This is a genomic window from Streptomyces cahuitamycinicus, assembly GCF_002891435.1.
Taxonomy (GTDB): domain Bacteria; phylum Actinomycetota; class Actinomycetes; order Streptomycetales; family Streptomycetaceae; genus Streptomyces; species Streptomyces cahuitamycinicus.
The window spans coordinates 1-16,161 of sequence record NZ_POUC01000012.1 but is presented as its reverse complement, the minus strand read 5'-3'; the positions used below and the strand labels follow the sequence as shown (position 1 = coordinate 16,161).

The following is a 16,161-nucleotide window of genomic DNA, read 5'->3' as shown; positions in this document are numbered from 1 at the left end:
CCGGGAGATCATTTGTGACCCAGTTCCACCGACAGGTGCGAGGACAGCGCGCGCAGGAAGCCGGCCGCATCGAAGAGCTCGCCGGCGGAGACGACACCCACCGTCCGGGTCTGCCCGGTGAGGATGCGGTGCACCGCCTCCACCGCGAGCGGCGCCGTGACCGCGTAGATGTCCCGTCCCCTCGCCACGGCCCGCCGTTCGGCGCCGCCGGAGCGTACGACGACGTCGACGAGGAAGGTCTGTGCGGACCGCCCGTGCTCGTCGACCGCGGTCGGCGTCGGTGAGCCGGGGGCCGACACGTCCCGGGCCGCCTCGGCCGTCATGTAGGTGCGGACGTCGGGGACGGGCAGGTGGCTGGGGATGGTGACGACGTCGGCCATCGTGAACTCCCCGATCACCGTCCGGGTGCCCAGCGGCTCGGGGAAGGGCCACTGGAGGGTCGTCGCCTCGTCCCGGCGGTAGTCCAGCCGCCCGTTGCGGTACACCACGCGCGCACCGCCGCGCCGCTGCCGGGAGACCGCGCCGGCGGCCCGTGTCCCGTCCGTGGGCTGCCAACCGCTCAGCGCGTACGCGACGTGCGCCTCGTCGGCCCCGGTCCAGTCGCCCATCGCCGCGGTGGCCAGCAGGTCACCGAGACCGCCGAAGAAGGCCATCGCCGGGACGATCACCGCTCCCGCGGCGCGGGCGCGGTCCGCGAAGTGGGCGAACGTGTCCGCGTTCGCCTCGATCTCGGCCGCAACATCGACATACGGGACGCCGGCGCGCAGGGCCGCCTCGATCACCGGAGCGGCCGTCGTGGCGAACGGCCCGGCACAGTTGACCACCGCCGCCGCCCCGGCCAGCGCGCGGTCGAGCGCTTCCGGATCGTCGACCGACGCCGGCCGGACCTCCAGCCCGGGGTACGACGCCGCCAGCGCCTTCAGCTTCACCTCGTCGCGGCCCGAGAGGACCGGGACGAACCCGCGATCCAGCAGCTCCGCCACCATGAACCGCCCCGTGTGCCCGTACGCGCCGAACACCGTCACCGTCTGACCCGGTCCCATGAGCTCTCCCCTGTGCTCGAACGATCAACTACGGCCATCCTGACGGCGGTGAGCATCCGAGTGTGAGTGTCCGGAACGACATGCCCCATACAATTACGGACATGACCACTGTCGCGCTGGCCGCCACCGACGGAATGCTCCACTTCGAACTGTCCCTGGCCCACGAGGTGTTCGCCGCCGCCCCGGACGGGGTGACGGGACCCTGGTACGACCTCACCGTCTGCGGCCCGGCCGCCGTGCGCATCGGCCGCTTCCGGATGGAACCCGACGCCGGGCTCGACCGGCTCCGGCACGCCGGTACCGTGATCGTCCCCGGCTGGGCCGACGTCGACGAGGCCCCGCCCGCAGGCCTCGTGGACGCGGTGCGCGAGGCCCACGAGGCGGGCGCGCGCGTGGTCTCCCTGTGCACGGGCGCGTTCGTACTGGCCGCCGCGGGGCTTCTCGACGGGCTGCGCGCCACCACGCACTGGGCGCACACCGGGGAACTGGCCGCCCGCCACCCTCTGGTGGAGGTCGACCCGGACGTGCTGTACGTGGACAACGGCAGGGTGCTCACCTCCGCCGGCAAAGCCGCCGCCCTGGACCTGTGCCTGCACCTGGTCCGTCTCGACCTGGGCGCGTCGGTCGCCAACGCCGTCGCCCGCCGCCTGGTCGTACCGCCCCACCGGGCAGGCGGACAGGCCCAGTTCGTCACCGCCCCGGTGCCCGACCGGGACGACCACCCGCTCGCCGCCCTGTTCCCCTGGATCATCGAGCGGCTCGACCAGCCGCTGACCGTGGCGGACCTGGCCCGCCGGGCCGGAATGAGCTCCCGTCACCTGGGCCGGCACTTCAGAGCGGTGACCGGCACGACCCCTCTGCAGTGGCTGCTGACCCAGCGTATCCGGCACGCCCAGGAACTGCTGGAGCAGACCGACGACAGTGTCGACACCATCGCGGCGGCCACCGGCATGGGGACCGCCACGACGCTGCGCCGCCACTTCAACCGCACGGTCGGCGTGCCCCCGGACGCGTACCGCAGGACGTTCCGCTCGCGGACGCGCTGATCCGGGGGAAGCTACGCCCGGTTCCTGCCGTGCAGGACGGCGAACGCCCCGTGCGCGCGGGTGCCGTCCGGCGCCTCCCAGGAACCGGCGACGTGGCCGATCGTCCCCCGCGGAGCGGTGAACAGGCCGCCCGCAGCGGGCTGCAGGGCCCGGTGCAAGCGCAGGACCGGGCCCTGGGGCGTGGTCAGCGCGGTGCCTTCCCGGTCGTCGGTGACGGTGAAGTCCGTGGAGAGGGAGCCCTCACCGGTGCGGGAGACGACGACCCGCTGAGCGGGGGTGTCGCTGACGTTCTGGTCCTGGGCCTGCGCCCGCCCCTCGATCAGGGCCGCCAACCGGGCGACGACCACGGGATCATGGCAGCCGTCGTAGGCCCAGCGCTGCCCCAGCACACCGTGCTCCATCGTGCCGACGAGGGCGTGCTCCGCCCCTTCGAGCGGGGCACCGCGATACGCCAGAGGCACCAGGTACGCGACCGGCTGAGCGCCGGAGGCGTCGGTGACCACCATGAACTCGATCCACACCTCGCCCTGCGGATCGTCGAGCCGGAAGCCTCCCGTCTTCGTCAACTCCGGTTCGGCCGCGCCGCGGTACCACGGACGGGAGGGCAGCCAGGCCGCGAGCAGTTCCGGCTTGGTCGGTTTCAGGGTGGTGTGGTGGATGACGGCCATGCCGTGAGTTCCCTTCCGATGCGTCGTACGGGCGATCACACTTTCGCATCCGCGCGGCGCGGGCAGGATTCCCGAGGACAGGAGTCCGCGCGCGTAGGTTCGGGCACCGGAACGACACGAGGAGGGCAGGACCATGACCACAGGCACGGGCAGTGTGGTGTGTGACATCACGATCTCGGCCGACGGTTACTCGGCCGGGCTCGGCCAGACGGAGGAGCGGCCGTTCGGGGACGACGGTGGTGACGGCTCGGGTGAAGCGCTGCACGCCTGGATGTTCGACACACCTGACGAGAACCGGGCCGAGATCGACCGGCTGAACACGGCCGGGGCGTTCATCATGGGGCGCAACATGTTCGGCCCGGTGCGGGGCGCGTGGGATCGCCCGTGGAACGGCTGGTGGGGTGCCGATCCGCCGTTCCACGCACCCGTGTTCGTGCTCACCCACCACACGCGCGAGCCGCAGCCGATGGAGGGCGGCACCACGTACCACTTCGTCACCGACGGCATCGCGCCGGCCCTGGACCGGGCACGTGCGGCGGCCGGTGGCGGCGACGTCACCGTCCTCGGCGGCGCGACCACCATCAACCAGTACCTCGCCGCCTGCCTGATCGAGGAGCTGCGCCTGCACATCGTGCCCCTCATGCTCGGCGCCGGCACGCGGCTGTTCGAGGGCGTCCCGCCGCTGACACTGGAGCAGGTGACCTCGCGGGCGGCGAGCCGGGTCACGCACGTGACCTACCGCGTGCTGAGCTGAGCGCTCGGGAGGCCGGAGAAGATCACTCCCGGATGTGACGGCGCTTCGTTCAGCACCCACAGTCCGATCAGCGTGGCCAGCGCGAACACGACGGTGATGAGCACCGCGAGGACGAGCCTGCGACGGCGTTCGCGGCGCAGCCACTCGCCGCGTGCCGTGCGGTAGGCGTCCGGCGCGGCCCGCACCCCGCCGGCGAGGGCGGCCAGGGCCTCGGTCAGCTCCCGCTCCGTGCGGTCCGGATCGGTGTGGTTCATCGCCGGGCCTCCATCGCCTGGGTCAGCGCGGCGAGGCCGCGCGCGGTGTGCGTCTTCACCGAACCGGAGGAGATGCCCATCGCGGCCGCGATCTCGCCCTCCTTCAGTCCGAGCCAGTGCCGCAGCACGAGGGCCTCGCGCTGCCGGGCCGGCAGTTGCTGCAGCGCGTCGATCAGGACGCGCTGGTCGTCGCGGAGCAGCGCCGCGCTCTCGGCGGAGACGACGGTCTCCTCGGGCGGACTCTCCACGTGCTTGCGGGCGACCTGGAGGTGCCGGATCCGCATCCGGGTCAGATTGCACACCGTGGAGCGCAGATACGCCTCCGCCGCCTCGATGTCCCTCAGGCGCCGCCACTTGCGGTAGATCTGGTAGTACGCCTCGGCCACCACGTTCTCCGGGTCGTCCGCGCCCAGCAGCACCGCCAGGCGCAGCATCGAGGCGTAGTGCAGCTCGAAGAGCCCGGCCAGTCCGGCCTCGCGTTCCAGTTCCGCCGGGTCGGCCGGCGCGGCTGCCAGTGCCTCGACGTCGGGCTCCGGCACCGGTATCGGGTGTCTGTGTCTCACTGCTGGATCGCTCCCGTCTCCGGACGCCGCCTGACGGTCAGGCGGGACGGCAGGTCGGTCAGGTCGGCGCCGCGCGGGACGCCGAGACGTTCGAGTACGGCGGTGCCGGCCACCGCGACGATCAGGTTGAGCAGCAGGGCGGCGAGCCCGACGTAGATCTCCAGCGGCCCGGAGCCGAAACCCACGATGGACGAGAAGCCCTCGCGGACGACGAGGTACGTCCCGGCCGCCATGCCCGCCGCCCACCCGGCGAGCAGCGCCCGTGGATGCAGCCGTCCGGTGAACAGGCCGACCGCGACGGCGGGAAAGATCTGCAGGATCCAGACTCCGCCGAGCAGTTGGAGGTTGATCGCGTCCTGGTCGCGCAGCCCGAAGACGAACGCGACCGCCCCGGCCTTGGCGATGAGCGAGACGGCCTTGGCGATGCGGACCTGCCGTTTGGGTGTGGCCGTGGGATGCACGTACTCGACGTACACGTTGCGGACGAAGCTGGTGGCGGCCGCGATCGACATCACCGCCGCCGGGACCAGCGCCCCGACGGTGATCGCGCCGAACACCAGCCCGGCCAGCGGCCCCGGCATCAGCCGGTCGACCAGCATCGGCACGGCCGTCTCGGCCCCACCCTCCGGCGCCCGCACCCCGGCCGCGAGTGCCGCGAAGCCGAGGACGCCGAAGAGCGCGAGCAGTCCCGTCCAGGCGGGCAGCGCCACCGACACCTTGCGCAGGGTGCGCGGTCCGTCGGCGGCGAACCCCACCGTCAGCACGTGCGGGTACATCAGCAGGGCGAGCGCCGAGCCGAGCGCGAGGGTGGCGTAGGCGGGCTGCTGGGCCGGGGTCAGCACCAGCGCGGGGTCGCCGAGCCGCCGGGCCGCTCCGTCGAAGACGGCACCCGGTCCGCCGAGCCGCTCCAGGACCAGCCAGGTGACCGCGGTGAGCGACACGAAGACGGCGACCGCCTTCAGCGCCGAGATGACGGTGGGCGCCCGCAGCCCGTGCCGGTACGTGGCCACGGCGAGCCCCGCGAACAGCGCCACCATCACCAGGTCCCCGGCGGCGCCGCGCGGATACACGCCGCCGGCCGTCAGCACGGCCCGTATGCCGAGCAGCTGGAGCGCCAGGTAGGGCATGGTCGCGAGGATCCCGGTCAGCGCGACGACCAGCGCGAGCGGCGGCGATCCGTACCGCCCGCGGACGAAGTCGGCGACGGTGATGTAGCCGTGCGCGCGGGCAACGGTCCACAGGCGGCTGAGCAGGACGAAGGCGAGCGGGCAGACGATCACCGTGTACGGCACGGCGAAGAAGGCCGCGGCGCCGTTGCCGTACGCCAGACCCGGCACGGCGGTGAAGGTGTAGGCGGTGAACATCGTGCCGCCCAGCAGGAACCAGGTCCACACCGGGCCCAGGCTGCGGTCGGCCAGTGCCCAGCCCTCCAGGGACGGCAGCCGGCCGCTGGGCCGCAGGCGCCGCGCGGTGACGGCCAGCAGCGACGCTCCGCCGGTCACGGCGAGGAACGTCGCGGTCATGGTGCCGTCGGCCATGGGTCACCGTCCTTGGTGTGCCTGATCCCTCGCGCAAGAGTTGCGCGGCGGCCCCGATCGGAGGACAAGAAACCGGCGGAAAATCCTCTGGGAATTCGCTGTCAACCGGTTCCGGTGGGTGGGCAACTCTTGCACAGACCCACAGCGAGCGGGAGAGCCGCCGTTTCGCCGATCCCCGGGAGCCTCGGGTCACGAGGTGTCCCGCACCACCCTGGTGAGGAGCCGCCATGCCTGCGTCCACCCTGCCCGAATCCGGACTGCCAGCGCCCGAAAAGCCGCGCATATCCCTTCGGTCCACCCTGTTGTGGACCGGCGTCGCCCTGCTCGGCGCCGTCGCCTGGGGCGTCCTCGCGCTGGCCCGGGGCGAGAAGATCTCCGCGGTCTGGCTGGTGGTCGCCGCGCTCGGCTCCTACGCCATCGCCTACCGCTTCTACGCCCGGTTCATCGCCCGCCGGGTGCTCCGGCCGGACGACCGCCGGGCCACGCCCGCCGAGCGCCTGGAGGACGGCGTCGACTTCCAGCCGACCGACCGCCGGGTGCTGCTCGGCCACCACTTCGCCGCGATCGCCGGCGCCGGGCCGCTGGTGGGACCTGTCCTCGCGGCCCAGATGGGGTATCTCCCGGGCACCCTGTGGATCGTCGCCGGGGTGATCTTCGCCGGGGCGGTGCAGGACATGGTGGTGCTGTTCCTGTCGATGCGCCGGGACGGCAAGTCCCTGGGCCAGATGGCCCGCGACGAGATCGGCCGGGCGGGCGGGGCGGCCGCCCTGGTCGCGGTGTTCGCCATCATGATCATCCTGCTCGGTGTGCTCGCCCTGGTAGTCGTGAACGCTCTGGCCCACTCCCCGTGGGGCACGTTCTCCGTCGCGATGACCGTCCCCATCGCCCTCTTCATGGGCTTCTGGATGCACCGCGTCCGCCCGGGCAGGGTCGTCGAGACCAGCCTCATCGGCGTGGCGCTGCTGCTCCTGGCGATCGTCGGCGGCGGCTGGGTGCAGAACTCCGCAGCGGCCGATACGTTCACCCTCAGCCCCACCACCCTCGTCTTCTGCCTGATCGGCTACGGCTTCGTCGCCTCCGTGCTGCCGGTCTGGATGCTGCTGGCGCCGCGCGACTACCTCTCCACCTTCATGAAGATCGGCACGATCGCCCTGCTCGCGGTGGGAGTGATCGTGGCCGCGCCCGTGCTCAGGGCCGACGCGGTGAGCGACTTCGCGACATCGGGAGCGGGCCCGGTCTTCGCGGGGGCGCTGTTCCCCTTCCTCTTCATCACGATCGCCTGCGGCGCCCTGTCCGGCTTCCACGCCCTGGTCTCCTCCGGAACGACCCCGAAGCTGATCCAGAAGGAGTCCCAGGTCCGCCTCATCGGCTACGGCGCGATGCTGATGGAGTCGTTCGTCGCGATCATGGCGCTGATCGCCGCCGCGACGCTGGAGCCGGGCCTGTACTACGCGATGAACGCACCGGCTGGTCTCCTGGGCGCGACCGCCGAGTCCGCGTCCCACGCGGTGGCGGGCCTCGGCTTCACCATCACCCCCGACCAGCTCACCCAGGCCGCGAAGGCGGTCGAGGAACAGACCCTGATCGCCCGCTCCGGAGGCGCCCCGACCCTCGCGGTCGGCATGTCGGAGATCTTCTCCGGAGTCTTCGGCGGGGCTGCCATGAAGGCCTTCTGGTACCACTTCGCGATCATGTTCGAGGCGCTGTTCATCCTGACCACGGTGGACGCCGGCACCCGCGTCGGCCGCTTCATGCTCCAGGACATGCTCGGCAACGTCTACAAGCCGCTCGGCCGGGTCAACTGGAAGCCCGGCATCTGGCTGTGCAGCGGTCTGGTCGTCGCCGCCTGGGGCTACTTCCTCTACACCGGCGCGACCGACCCGCTCGGCGGAATCAACCAGCTCTTCCCGCTCTTCGGCATCGCCAACCAACTGCTCGCCGCCATCGCCCTCGCCGTCTGCACCACCGTCCTCGTCAAGTCCGGGCGACTGCGCTTTGCCTGGGTCACCGGCATTCCCCTCGCCTGGGTCATCGCGATCACCTTCACCGCCGGCTGGCAGAAGGTCTTCTCCGCCGACCCGAAGATCGGCTTCTTCGCCCAACGGGCCCACTACGCCGACGCCCTGGACGCCGGGCAGATCCTCGCCCCCGCCAAGACGACCGCCGACATGCACACCGTGGTCACCAACTCCACCGTCGACGGCGTCCTCATCGCCCTCTTCCTGCTCCTGGTCGCCGTGGTGATCGGCAACGCGGCGGTGGTCTGCGTGCGCGCCATACGGTCCACCACGCCGCTGCCGACCACCGAGGCCCCGTACGTCGAGTCCCGCATCGACGCACCCGGTGACACTCGCCTCGACGCACCCGGCGACTCCGCCGAGCCCTTGGCCGGAGCCCGCTCGTGAGGATCCGGCACTGGATGCGGGCGGTGCGCTGGTATCTGCGCGAGCTGACCGGAGAGGCCGAGTACGACCGCCACTGCGACCGGCACCGACGCCACCACCCGCTCGCCCCGGTGCCCACCCGTCGCGAGTACCAGGTGCTGCGCACACGGAACCAGGAGGCCCGTACCCACAGCCGCTGCTGCTGAGCGGCTCCCGCGGCGCCGCGCGAGCAGCGAGCGTCGCGACAGGTCCCCAGGATGCCTCGTGCCGCGAACGCGCGGTGCCGGGGAGCACGGACGCCGGGGGAGGGCCGTACGGCTCAGCTGCCCACCCTGCTGCGGAACTCGCGGACGGCGAGGGAGAGAAGCGGCCGATGCCGGGCGAGGACGGACAGCGGAGCGTCGGCCCCGGTCGTGACGCGGCTGCGGCCGAGGGCCGGCCGTCCGCTGATCCGCATCGGCACGCGGCACTCCGTACCGTCGGCCCGTTGCTGGACCAGGCGGGCGCGGGCCGGCAACCGGAGGGGCAGCCGCAGCACGTCCCGGTACGCGACGCGCACCGACGGCAGGCCGGCGGCGGTCAGCTCGCCCCGGATGCGCCGGCCGTCCGCGCCGAGCGTGATCGCGCCCTGCTCTTTGGGGATGCCCCACAGGGCGCGTCCCCCGGCCAGGGACTGTTCGTCGTCGACCCAGGCGGCCACGGTGCTGCCGGTGAGGCGGCGGCCGTGGCGAACGGCCATAGCGATGAGGAACTCGCGGTAGGCGAGGACGCCGCCGGGCCGGTAGTCCACCCAGAAGGTGAGCAGGCTGGCACGGCGCCGCACGACCCAGGGGCGGACCCCGCGCGGCAGGGGCCAGGGGGGCAGATCGTCCGCAGGGACGCGCCACAGCGAGACGACCATGTCGCCGGTGAGGTGCCACGGCGAAGGAGGAAAGGGCACTGCTGCTCGTTCCACGGCGTGATGACCGACTTTCTCGGCTCGGACTCGTACGGCCGATTGTCCCACCGGACACAGTCCGGGCCCGCGATGTCGCTGTCCGGGCGACGGGCGCGGCTCATGCCGGCGGAAGCGTGCGGCGGACTGCGTCCGCCGGGAAGCCCCGTACGGGAGGGGGACGGGTCGGTTCCTGGCGGTCACACGTCGAGCAGGTCCCGGGTGCGCACCGGGCTCCCCAGCTCGAAGGACCGGTTCGCGGCGAGACCCGTGACCAGTGAGCGGGCCCCGTCGACGGCGTCCGCCGCCCGCCCCAGCGGGTCGGCCACGGGTTCGCCGAAGAGATCCGCGAGCATGCGAACGTCCCCGCCGCCGTGACCGCCCTCGCCGGTCCGGACCTTCAGCTCGCGCGGCGGCTCCCAGAACCGGCGCAGCATCAGCTCCGTGCGCCCCGCCGTGTCGCCCACCGACTCCCCGTGCGGCACGGTGCTCTCGCCCTGGGCCGGTGAACGGGGCGGGGTCCAGGTGGACTCCTCGACCAGAAGCTCAAGACGTCCTTCGCTGCCGTTGACGGAGATCCGGTATCCCTCCCACGGGGCGTAGGCGGTGAGGTGGTAGGTCAGGGTGGAGCCGGACGCGTAGCGGACCAGCACCGCCATGTCGTCCTCGATCGTCACCCCCGGCCCGAAGACGTTCTGATCCCGGTGGTAGCCGTCCGCCGCCTCCGCGTCCAGGTACAGCGCGCTGAGCAGTGGCGAGTCGGTCATCCGTACGGCGAACGGATCGTCCGCCGCCGCCGGCGAGCCGTGCGCCCTCGTGTAGTCACGGGCCAGGCCGCGCCGTGTGCCCGCCTCGTCACCGTAGAAGAACAGCCTGCCCTGCGCGTACACCGTCTCGGGTTCGGTGCCCAGCCACCAGTTGACCAGGTCGAAGTGATGGGTGGCCTTGTGGACCATCAGGCCACCGGAGTTGGCCTTCTCGCGGTGCCAGCGCCGGAAGTAGTCGGCGCCGTGCCGCAGATCGAGCAGCCATTCGAAGTGCACGGAACCGACCTCGCCGATCCCCCCGGCCGCGATGGTCTCCCGGACGGCGGCGTGCACCGGGTTGTAGCGATAGTTGAAGGCGACCCGCACCTCGCGGCCGGTGCGCCGCTGTGCGCCGAGGATGCGGCGGGCGCGGTCGGCGTCCGTCGTCATCGGCTTCTCGGTGACCACGTCGCAGCCGGCCTCCAGGGCTTCGACGATGTAGTGGTCGTGAGTCCGGTCCACGCTGACGACGACGACGAGATCGACACGCTCGCGGCGCAGCATCACAGTGAAATCCTCGGCGGCGTACGCGGGTACCGAGGCCCCGATCCACTCGTTGTGCACGGCCATGCGGCGCGGGTTGACATCGCAGAAACCCACCAGTTCGATGCGGTCCGCGTAGGGACCGGCGAGCGCTGCGGTGAACAGCCGGGCTCGGGCACCCAGTCCCACCACGGCGCAGCGGCGGCGTGCGGTGTCGGAAGGCATGCGGTCTCCGTCTCGGTTCGGTCGGAGGACGACTCGGCGGGCAGCGGAGTGAGTTCCTGCTTCCCTGACGATGAGGCTTACATCCCACCCCTGCTAAGTGGTCGGCTCCGGAAGTCCTTCGGGGGTTTACTCCAACGTCCTCGTGGTGGCCGGTGCTGGCGTTGGACCGTGTATCGACCTGCTCAAGGCAGGCGCCGTAGGGCGGCGCCGAGGGTTGCCACACCTTCGCTGATGTCGGTGGGCGAACTCGCCGCGTAGCCGAGGACAAGCCCGGGGCGGGACGGACGTTGAGTGTGCCATGAGAGTGGCTGCACCTTCACGCCCCGCGCAAGCGCAGAGGCAGCGAGGTCGGTGTCGGCGAACTCGGTGTCGAAGGTGATCGTCAGGTGCAAGCCTGCTGCGGCGCCGTGTACGACCGCGTTGGGAAGGTGGGTCGTGATCGCATCGACCATGACGTCCCGGCGACGGCGGTGGCGTGTGCGCAGGTGCCGCAACCGGCGTTCCATCTCACCTGATTCCATGAACCGGGCCAGCACCTGCTGCGGCAGTGCCGCGTTGCCCAGGTCGGCGAACCGCTTGGCGGCAACAAGAGCATCGCGGTACTTCGGCGGTGCGAGTACCCAGCCGATGCGCAGTGCGGGGGCGAGGAGCTTGGAAACGCTCCCGGCATAGCAGACGTGGTCGGGCAGTATGGATCGCAGGGCGGGGACCGGAGGCCGGTCGTAGCGGTGCTCCGCGTCATAGTCGTCCTCGATGATCAGTCCGTCGTTTTCGGTGGCCCAATGCATCAGTTCACGACGCCGTGCCCCACTGAGCACTACTCCGGTCGGAAACTGATGCGCGGGAGTCAGCAAGACAGCTGGAACGCCCATGCGGTGCAGTACGTCGACGCGTGCGCCCTGGGAGTCGACAGGGATCGCTGGCGTGTCCAGCCGTTGATTGCGCAGATGCTGGCGGGCCCCGAGGGATCCTGGGTCCTCCACAGCTACCGCGGGGATCCCGTCGTCGTGCAGTACGTGTCCGAGCAGGCTGAGTGTTTGGGCGGTGCCGGCGACGATGAGTATCTCGTCGGGGTCCGCCCTGATTGCGCGGTTGCGGGCGAGCCAGTTGGCAATGGCGTGACGCAGTGCCGGTGTCCCGCGAGGGTCTGCGTATCCAAGGTCGGACGCCGAGAGGCTTGCCAGTACGGAGCGTTCGGCACGCAGCCACGCTGACCGCGGAAACGCGGCAAGGTCGGGAACGCCGGGCGACAGATCGATCCGGGCAGGTGCCGCTCGCATCATGTCGAAGATGTCCGCACCGGGTGCGGCGGCGAACAGCGCCCTTGGCTGCGGTGGAGCGCCGGGCGTGGTCGGGGGCACTTCCGGTGGCACGGCGGGAGCGGCAACAATGATCGTTCCGTTGCGCCCGCGTCCTGCCGCGTGCCCGTCTTCTATCAGTCGCTGATACGCCTCTGTGACCACTCCGCGGGACACCCGCAGCTCGCCGGCCAGAACCCGGGTGGCTGGAAGCCTGCTTCCCACCGGCAGGCGGTGGTCCGATATCGCGAGCCGAAGCTGCTGGGCCAGCCAGTCGGATCGCCTGCCCATCGGTGCATCGTCGATGTTCAGTTGCAGGAAGTCGGATCCGGAGACTATGGACTGGTCGGATGAGTGTGGATTGGACCTGTTCACCGAGCCATAGTGGCAGCAGGGTGAACGCATGGATACAGCGATGGCATCTCATGGAGTGACCGTGGCGGCCGGCTATGTGCACGGCTACTCGGAACGTGAGGCGGCTCGGCTCGGCGAGCAGGCGGACACCTTGGCGGCGTTGTTGCATGCCGGCACGGCCTATCCGGCCGGTAGCCGGGTGCTGGAGGTCGGTTGCGGGGTCGGCGCCCAGACGATCCACCTGGCCCAGGCCAGCCCGGGAGCGCGCATCACCGCGGTCGACCGCTCCCGTGGTTCCCTTGCACAGGCCCGCGCCCGTGTCGCGGCCCACGCACCGGGGGCGGAGGTGGAGTGGTATCGCGCTGATCTGTTCGATCTTCCCTTTCCTGATGCGGAGTTCGACCATGTTTTCGTCTGCTTCGTCCTGGAGCACCTGTCAGACCCCCGGCAGGCGCTGACCGCGCTGCGGCGCGTGCTGCGGCCCGAGGGCACCATCACCGTGATCGAAGGGGATCACGGATCGGCGTTCTTCCATCCGGCCAGCGCATACGCCCGCGCCGCGATCGAATGCCAGGTCCAACTGCAGTCCGCCGCCGGCGGAAACGCGCTGATCGGCCGGCAGTTGCAACCGCTGCTGGCTCAGGCCGGCTACGACGACGTCGTAGTGCGTCCTCGCACTGTGTATGCCGACCAGACCCGGCCCGCACTGGTCGACGGCTTTACTCGCAACACCTTCATCGCCATGGTCGAATCAGTCCGGGACGATGCGCTGGCAGCAGGGCTCATGACCGCGGGCGACTGGGACCGGGGGATCACAGACCTACACCGCACCGCACAGGCCATCGGGACCTTCCACTACACGTTCTTCAAGGCCGCCGCCGTGAACCCATCCGGCGTCGCCACCACGGGCCAATGACCGTCATCATCACTCTCATTCTGCTGGCGACCACCGCCTGCGGCCTGGAGCACAACCACCGTCGCCAGCCTTACCCGCGACCATCGCTGAACGGCAGCACAGACGTCCACGACCGGGATGCCGAGCGCGTCCGGGCCGAACTAGGTGCCGCCGCTGACTGGGCCGAGCTGGGGCCTTTGGGGATGCCAGTCGCCAACGATCACGCCACCAGCAGCGGAAGTTCACCACCTCCGATCTGGACGATCTGCTGGCCAGACTCGACCCGGCACACCGCCGATCACCCAGAAGTATCCTCCGCCGCACCAGCAACATGATCAACCCCCGAAGGGCTTACGACGCAGATCACTAAGCGGACTGTAGTTCGCTATGGGGCCATGGGCGGGGCCCGTCGATCGTCCGCGGCGTGACCGGCGCCCAGGACGCGCCGGTGCCGGGCCCGTCCCTCAGTGCGCCCTGATGGCTGGACCGAAGGACGGTCGAGTGCTACCGGCCGCTCTTCTCGACTGCGGCTGGCACTATGGTGGACCTAAGCGGACCGATGTCCGCTACCCGCAACGTACCCGGAGGAGGGGGAGTGGAGTCCAGCAACAGCGGGCCTCAGCGCTCGGACGCACAGCGCAATCGGGAGCGGATTCTGGAGGTGGCACTGGCCGAGTTGTCGCGTGCTGTGGATGTCCCGCTGAGTCTGATCGCCAAGAAGGCGGGGGTGGGGCAGGGCACGTTCTATCGCAACTTTCCCAACCGTGAAGCGCTCGTCCTGGAGGTCTACGGCCACGAGGTGCGGCTGCTCACGGACGCTGTGACGGACCTGCTCAAGACCCGGACGCCCGACCAGGCCCTGCGCGCATGGCTGGACCAGCTCGCCCGCTTCGCTGTCGCCAAGGCCGGCCTGTCGGACGCGATGCGCCAGATCGTCGGTACGACGGACGGCCCTGCGCAGCCGGGATACGCGCCGGTGATCGCGGCGATCGAAGCCTTGGTCGCGGCCAATCACGAGGCCGGCACCATCCGCCCGGAGCTGACCGTCGACGACTTCGTCCTGGCCATCGCCGGCATCTGGCAGATCGACGCCCGAGGGGACTGGCAAGCCCAGAGTGCTCGGCTCCTTGACCTTGTCATGGACGGGCTGCGCGCGGGAGCGCCAGGGCGAGGGTGACGATCGGGAGGCCGAGATCCGCGTGATCGGAGCCGGTCTCCGTCGCGCAGGGCGGATTCCCCCGCCATGGAGATGCTCGTCCTCGTCGCGACCGCCCTCACCGGGCGCCACGCCGCGCGGACCTCACGGTGGTCACCGCACCCGCGAGCCCGGGGTGCCCGAGAGGCCCGTGATCGGGCCGGCGGGGAACTCGCCGAGGTGGGCCGGCATGCGTAGGGCCCCGGCGGGCGGAGTGGAGATCGTCCCCTCCGGTGGCGGGAGGAGGCCGGCCAGCCGGTTGGCGTGGTCGCGCTCCAAAGCTGCTGGATGAGCATGGCGTGCACGCCATCCGTGGCCGGTGCGAAGCCGATTGTCACGCGCTACGCGTTCTGATTCGGCAGGGATGTGCGGTCAGCCACGGACGTCGGTGCGCCGCCGCAACATCGCCAAGTCAGGCCATGGATCGAAAGTCGTCGGCCCTGGCGCGACAGGTCCTGCTCGCTTCGGATCGATCCCGTTCGCGCCTCTGCCCGCTCCGCTGCACATTCCTTTGGAAAATGCCAAAGCGTTCACCTGCGCCAAGTACCGTGCGTAGTGTCGTGCTCACGTTCGCGGGAACGGCCGTGCAGGGGGAGGGGATTGGGCGTGCCCGGAATCGACGAGAGTCTGCTGGACGCCATGCGACTGCAAGGTGCTCGGGGGGCGTCGGTGGTCGATTGGATCAGTGGTCTTGCGCTGGGAGCGGTGGGTGACGCACCCGGTGGCGACGTGGAGGCGACAGCTGCGGAAACCGCCGAACTCGCCCGCCTCGCCACCGAGAGCGGCGCCCTCGCCCTGACCGGCAAGGGCCCGGGCGGGCCGCCCGATGACGACACGGGTGGCCCGTCGGGCGACCCGTCCGGCAAGGAGCCCCCCGTACAGGACCTGATCATCACGAACGCCGACTCGTACCACCTGCTCAGGTTCGTCACCACGACCTTCGACAGCACGGTGTTCGTGCACCTGTGGCTCGACCGTGACGAAGGGAACCTGGCCCTGGCCCGCATCCGGCTGGCCGAGATGGCGGACCGGCTGGTGCTCGGATGACGGCGCCGACGGGGACGCTGCGCAGGGACGAACCCGCCTCGGCCATGCTCGGCACCCTCGCCGAGCAGGGCGCGACCGGTGCCCTGTCCACGGAGACGGGGATCGTCTACCTCGCTGCGGGACACGTCGTCCACGTCGAATCCGCCGTGACACCCGACCTCGGCGACCTGCTCACCCACAGCGGCGCGCTCGCCGCGGACGGCTGGTGGGAGGCGATCGACCGGGCCGGCCGCCGCTGCCGTGTCGGACGGCAACTGGTCGACAGCGGCCACCTCGCCGCCGGCGCGCTGGAACTGTGCCACATGGGTGCCCTTTTCGACGCGGCGTACTTCGTGCTCGCCCACGACGGACCGGCGCTCCGCTTCCGGCCCGGAGCCGCTCACTGGCTCGGCGCGGTCCGTCCCGTACCGGTGGACACCGTCCTGCGCGAGTCCAGACGCCGCCGCGAACTGCTGCATCGCATATGGCCCGAGCCCGCCGTCGACCGCGCGCCGCTCGCCCGGGTGCCCGGACCGGACGCCGCCGACCTGCCGGCCCGCCGTGGCCGGACCCTCGCCCAGGTCGACGGTGTCCGCACCGCCGCCCAGATCGCCACCGCCCTCGCCTGCCGCACCTTCCACACCCTCGTCGAGCTCCGCCGCCTCGCCGCCACCGGGCTGGTCACCCCCGTGGCC

At 71.1% G+C, this 16,161-nt stretch carries 17 protein-coding genes; 9 read left to right on the top strand and 8 right to left on the bottom strand.

The features are described 5' to 3' along the window. Positions 1 to 8: 8 nt before the first annotated feature. The gene (locus C1J00_RS03220) at positions 9 to 1,043 is read right to left on the bottom strand and encodes a saccharopine dehydrogenase family protein (RefSeq protein WP_102907504.1); all 1,035 of its coding nucleotides are present in this window, start codon (positions 1,041 to 1,043) and stop codon (positions 9 to 11) included. 101 nt (positions 1,044 to 1,144) lie between these two features. On the opposite strand from C1J00_RS03220, the gene C1J00_RS03215 reads away from it, so the two are divergent. Beyond that, positions 1,145 to 2,089, top strand: coding sequence for a helix-turn-helix domain-containing protein (locus C1J00_RS03215; RefSeq protein WP_102907503.1), 945 nt, complete (start codon positions 1,145 to 1,147; stop codon positions 2,087 to 2,089). Between the two features lie 11 nt (positions 2,090 to 2,100). On the opposite strand, the gene C1J00_RS03210 is transcribed toward C1J00_RS03215, so the two are convergent. Continuing rightward, positions 2,101 to 2,757 (bottom strand): maltokinase N-terminal cap-like domain-containing protein, encoded by a 657-nt coding sequence (locus C1J00_RS03210; protein ID WP_102907502.1) that lies wholly within the window; start codon positions 2,755 to 2,757, stop codon positions 2,101 to 2,103. A gap of 133 nt (positions 2,758 to 2,890) precedes the next feature. Here C1J00_RS03210 and C1J00_RS03205 point away from each other — a divergent pair, with 133 nt between their 5' ends. Further along, positions 2,891 to 3,511 carry a dihydrofolate reductase family protein gene (locus C1J00_RS03205; protein ID WP_102907501.1) on the top strand — a complete coding sequence of 207 codons (621 nt, stop codon included), beginning with the start codon at positions 2,891 to 2,893 and terminating at the stop codon, positions 3,509 to 3,511. On the opposite strand, the gene C1J00_RS03200 is transcribed toward C1J00_RS03205, so the two are convergent. From C1J00_RS03200 to C1J00_RS03190, 3 genes are read right to left on the bottom strand one after another with little or no spacing between them, the layout of a single operon-like run. Then, positions 3,493 to 3,765 carry a hypothetical protein gene (locus C1J00_RS03200; protein WP_102907500.1) on the bottom strand — a complete coding sequence of 91 codons (273 nt, stop codon included), beginning with the start codon at positions 3,763 to 3,765 and terminating at the stop codon, positions 3,493 to 3,495. The genes C1J00_RS03205 and C1J00_RS03200 overlap by 19 nt on opposite strands. Then, positions 3,762 to 4,304 carry a SigE family RNA polymerase sigma factor gene (locus C1J00_RS03195; protein WP_245936163.1) on the bottom strand — a complete coding sequence of 181 codons (543 nt, stop codon included), beginning with the start codon at positions 4,302 to 4,304 and terminating at the stop codon, positions 3,762 to 3,764. The genes C1J00_RS03200 and C1J00_RS03195 overlap by 4 nt, the downstream gene beginning before the upstream one ends. Positions 4,305 to 4,324: 20 nt before the next feature. Then, a complete protein-coding gene (locus tag C1J00_RS03190; RefSeq protein ID WP_102907499.1) occupies positions 4,325 to 5,866 on the bottom strand; it encodes a sodium:solute symporter family protein in 1,542 nt (513 codons plus the stop codon). A gap of 227 nt (positions 5,867 to 6,093) precedes the next feature. Between C1J00_RS03190 and C1J00_RS03185 the strand changes: the two genes are divergently transcribed. Continuing rightward, entirely contained in the window at positions 6,094 to 8,271 is a 2,178-nt protein-coding gene (locus C1J00_RS03185) for a carbon starvation CstA family protein (protein WP_102907498.1), read from the top strand. Further along, positions 8,268 to 8,456: a CstA-like transporter-associated (seleno)protein gene (locus C1J00_RS03180; RefSeq protein WP_102907497.1), complete on the top strand. Its 189-nt coding sequence runs from the start codon at positions 8,268 to 8,270 to the stop codon at positions 8,454 to 8,456. The genes C1J00_RS03185 and C1J00_RS03180 overlap by 4 nt, the downstream gene beginning before the upstream one ends. A gap of 113 nt (positions 8,457 to 8,569) precedes the next feature. Here C1J00_RS03180 and C1J00_RS03175 read toward each other — a convergent pair whose 3' ends face one another. The 3 genes from C1J00_RS03175 to pdxR form a co-directional block, all read right to left on the bottom strand. Then, entirely contained in the window at positions 8,570 to 9,190 is a 621-nt protein-coding gene (locus tag C1J00_RS03175; RefSeq protein ID WP_102907496.1) for an acetoacetate decarboxylase family protein, read from the bottom strand. A 194-nt stretch (positions 9,191 to 9,384) separates the two neighbouring features. Beyond that, positions 9,385 to 10,698, bottom strand: coding sequence for a Gfo/Idh/MocA family protein (locus C1J00_RS03170; RefSeq protein WP_102907495.1), 1,314 nt, complete (start codon positions 10,696 to 10,698; stop codon positions 9,385 to 9,387). A gap of 182 nt (positions 10,699 to 10,880) precedes the next feature. After that, positions 10,881 to 12,371 carry a MocR-like pyridoxine biosynthesis transcription factor PdxR gene (gene pdxR, locus C1J00_RS03165; RefSeq protein ID WP_245936162.1) on the bottom strand — a complete coding sequence of 497 codons (1,491 nt, stop codon included), beginning with the start codon at positions 12,369 to 12,371 and terminating at the stop codon, positions 10,881 to 10,883. A 40-nt stretch (positions 12,372 to 12,411) separates the two neighbouring features. Between pdxR and C1J00_RS03160 the strand changes: the two genes are divergently transcribed. From C1J00_RS03160 to C1J00_RS03135, 5 genes are all read left to right on the top strand, one after another. Then, on the top strand, positions 12,412 to 13,266 hold the full coding sequence (locus tag C1J00_RS03160; RefSeq protein ID WP_439333377.1) for a methyltransferase domain-containing protein: 855 nt from the start codon (positions 12,412 to 12,414) through the stop codon (positions 13,264 to 13,266). Further along, entirely contained in the window at positions 13,263 to 13,580 is a 318-nt protein-coding gene (locus C1J00_RS03155; RefSeq protein ID WP_102907492.1) for a hypothetical protein, read from the top strand. The genes C1J00_RS03160 and C1J00_RS03155 overlap by 4 nt, the downstream gene beginning before the upstream one ends. Before the next feature lie 260 nt (positions 13,581 to 13,840). Next, the gene (locus tag C1J00_RS03150) at positions 13,841 to 14,422 is read left to right on the top strand and encodes a TetR/AcrR family transcriptional regulator (RefSeq protein ID WP_180989380.1); all 582 of its coding nucleotides are present in this window, start codon (positions 13,841 to 13,843) and stop codon (positions 14,420 to 14,422) included. Between the two features lie 624 nt (positions 14,423 to 15,046). Further along, entirely contained in the window at positions 15,047 to 15,487 is a 441-nt protein-coding gene (locus C1J00_RS03140; RefSeq protein ID WP_102907490.1) for a hypothetical protein, read from the top strand. Next, positions 15,484 to 16,161 (top strand): hypothetical protein (locus C1J00_RS03135; RefSeq protein ID WP_102907489.1); only part of this gene is annotated, 678 nt, incomplete at its 3' end. The genes C1J00_RS03140 and C1J00_RS03135, both read left to right, overlap by 4 nt.

Bases quoted from the DNA above. Each gene is read 5' to 3' on its own strand.
- C1J00_RS03220 (WP_102907504.1), bottom strand. From the start codon at position 1,043: ATGGGACCGGGTCAGACGGTGACGGTGTTCGGCGCGTACGGGCACACG.
- C1J00_RS03215 (WP_102907503.1), top strand. From the start codon at position 1,145: ATGACCACTGTCGCGCTGGCCGCCACCGACGGAATGCTCCACTTCGAA.
- C1J00_RS03210 (WP_102907502.1), bottom strand. From the start codon at position 2,757: ATGGCCGTCATCCACCACACCACCCTGAAACCGACCAAGCCGGAACTG.
- C1J00_RS03205 (WP_102907501.1), top strand. From the start codon at position 2,891: ATGACCACAGGCACGGGCAGTGTGGTGTGTGACATCACGATCTCGGCC.
- C1J00_RS03200 (WP_102907500.1), bottom strand. From the start codon at position 3,765: ATGAACCACACCGATCCGGACCGCACGGAGCGGGAGCTGACCGAGGCC.
- C1J00_RS03190 (WP_102907499.1), bottom strand. From the start codon at position 5,866: ATGGCCGACGGCACCATGACCGCGACGTTCCTCGCCGTGACCGGCGGA.
- C1J00_RS03185 (WP_102907498.1), top strand. From the start codon at position 6,094: ATGCCTGCGTCCACCCTGCCCGAATCCGGACTGCCAGCGCCCGAAAAG.
- C1J00_RS03170 (WP_102907495.1), bottom strand. From the start codon at position 10,698: ATGCCTTCCGACACCGCACGCCGCCGCTGCGCCGTGGTGGGACTGGGT.
- C1J00_RS03160 (WP_439333377.1), top strand. From the start codon at position 12,412: ATGGCATCTCATGGAGTGACCGTGGCGGCCGGCTATGTGCACGGCTAC.
- C1J00_RS03155 (WP_102907492.1), top strand. From the start codon at position 13,263: ATGACCGTCATCATCACTCTCATTCTGCTGGCGACCACCGCCTGCGGC.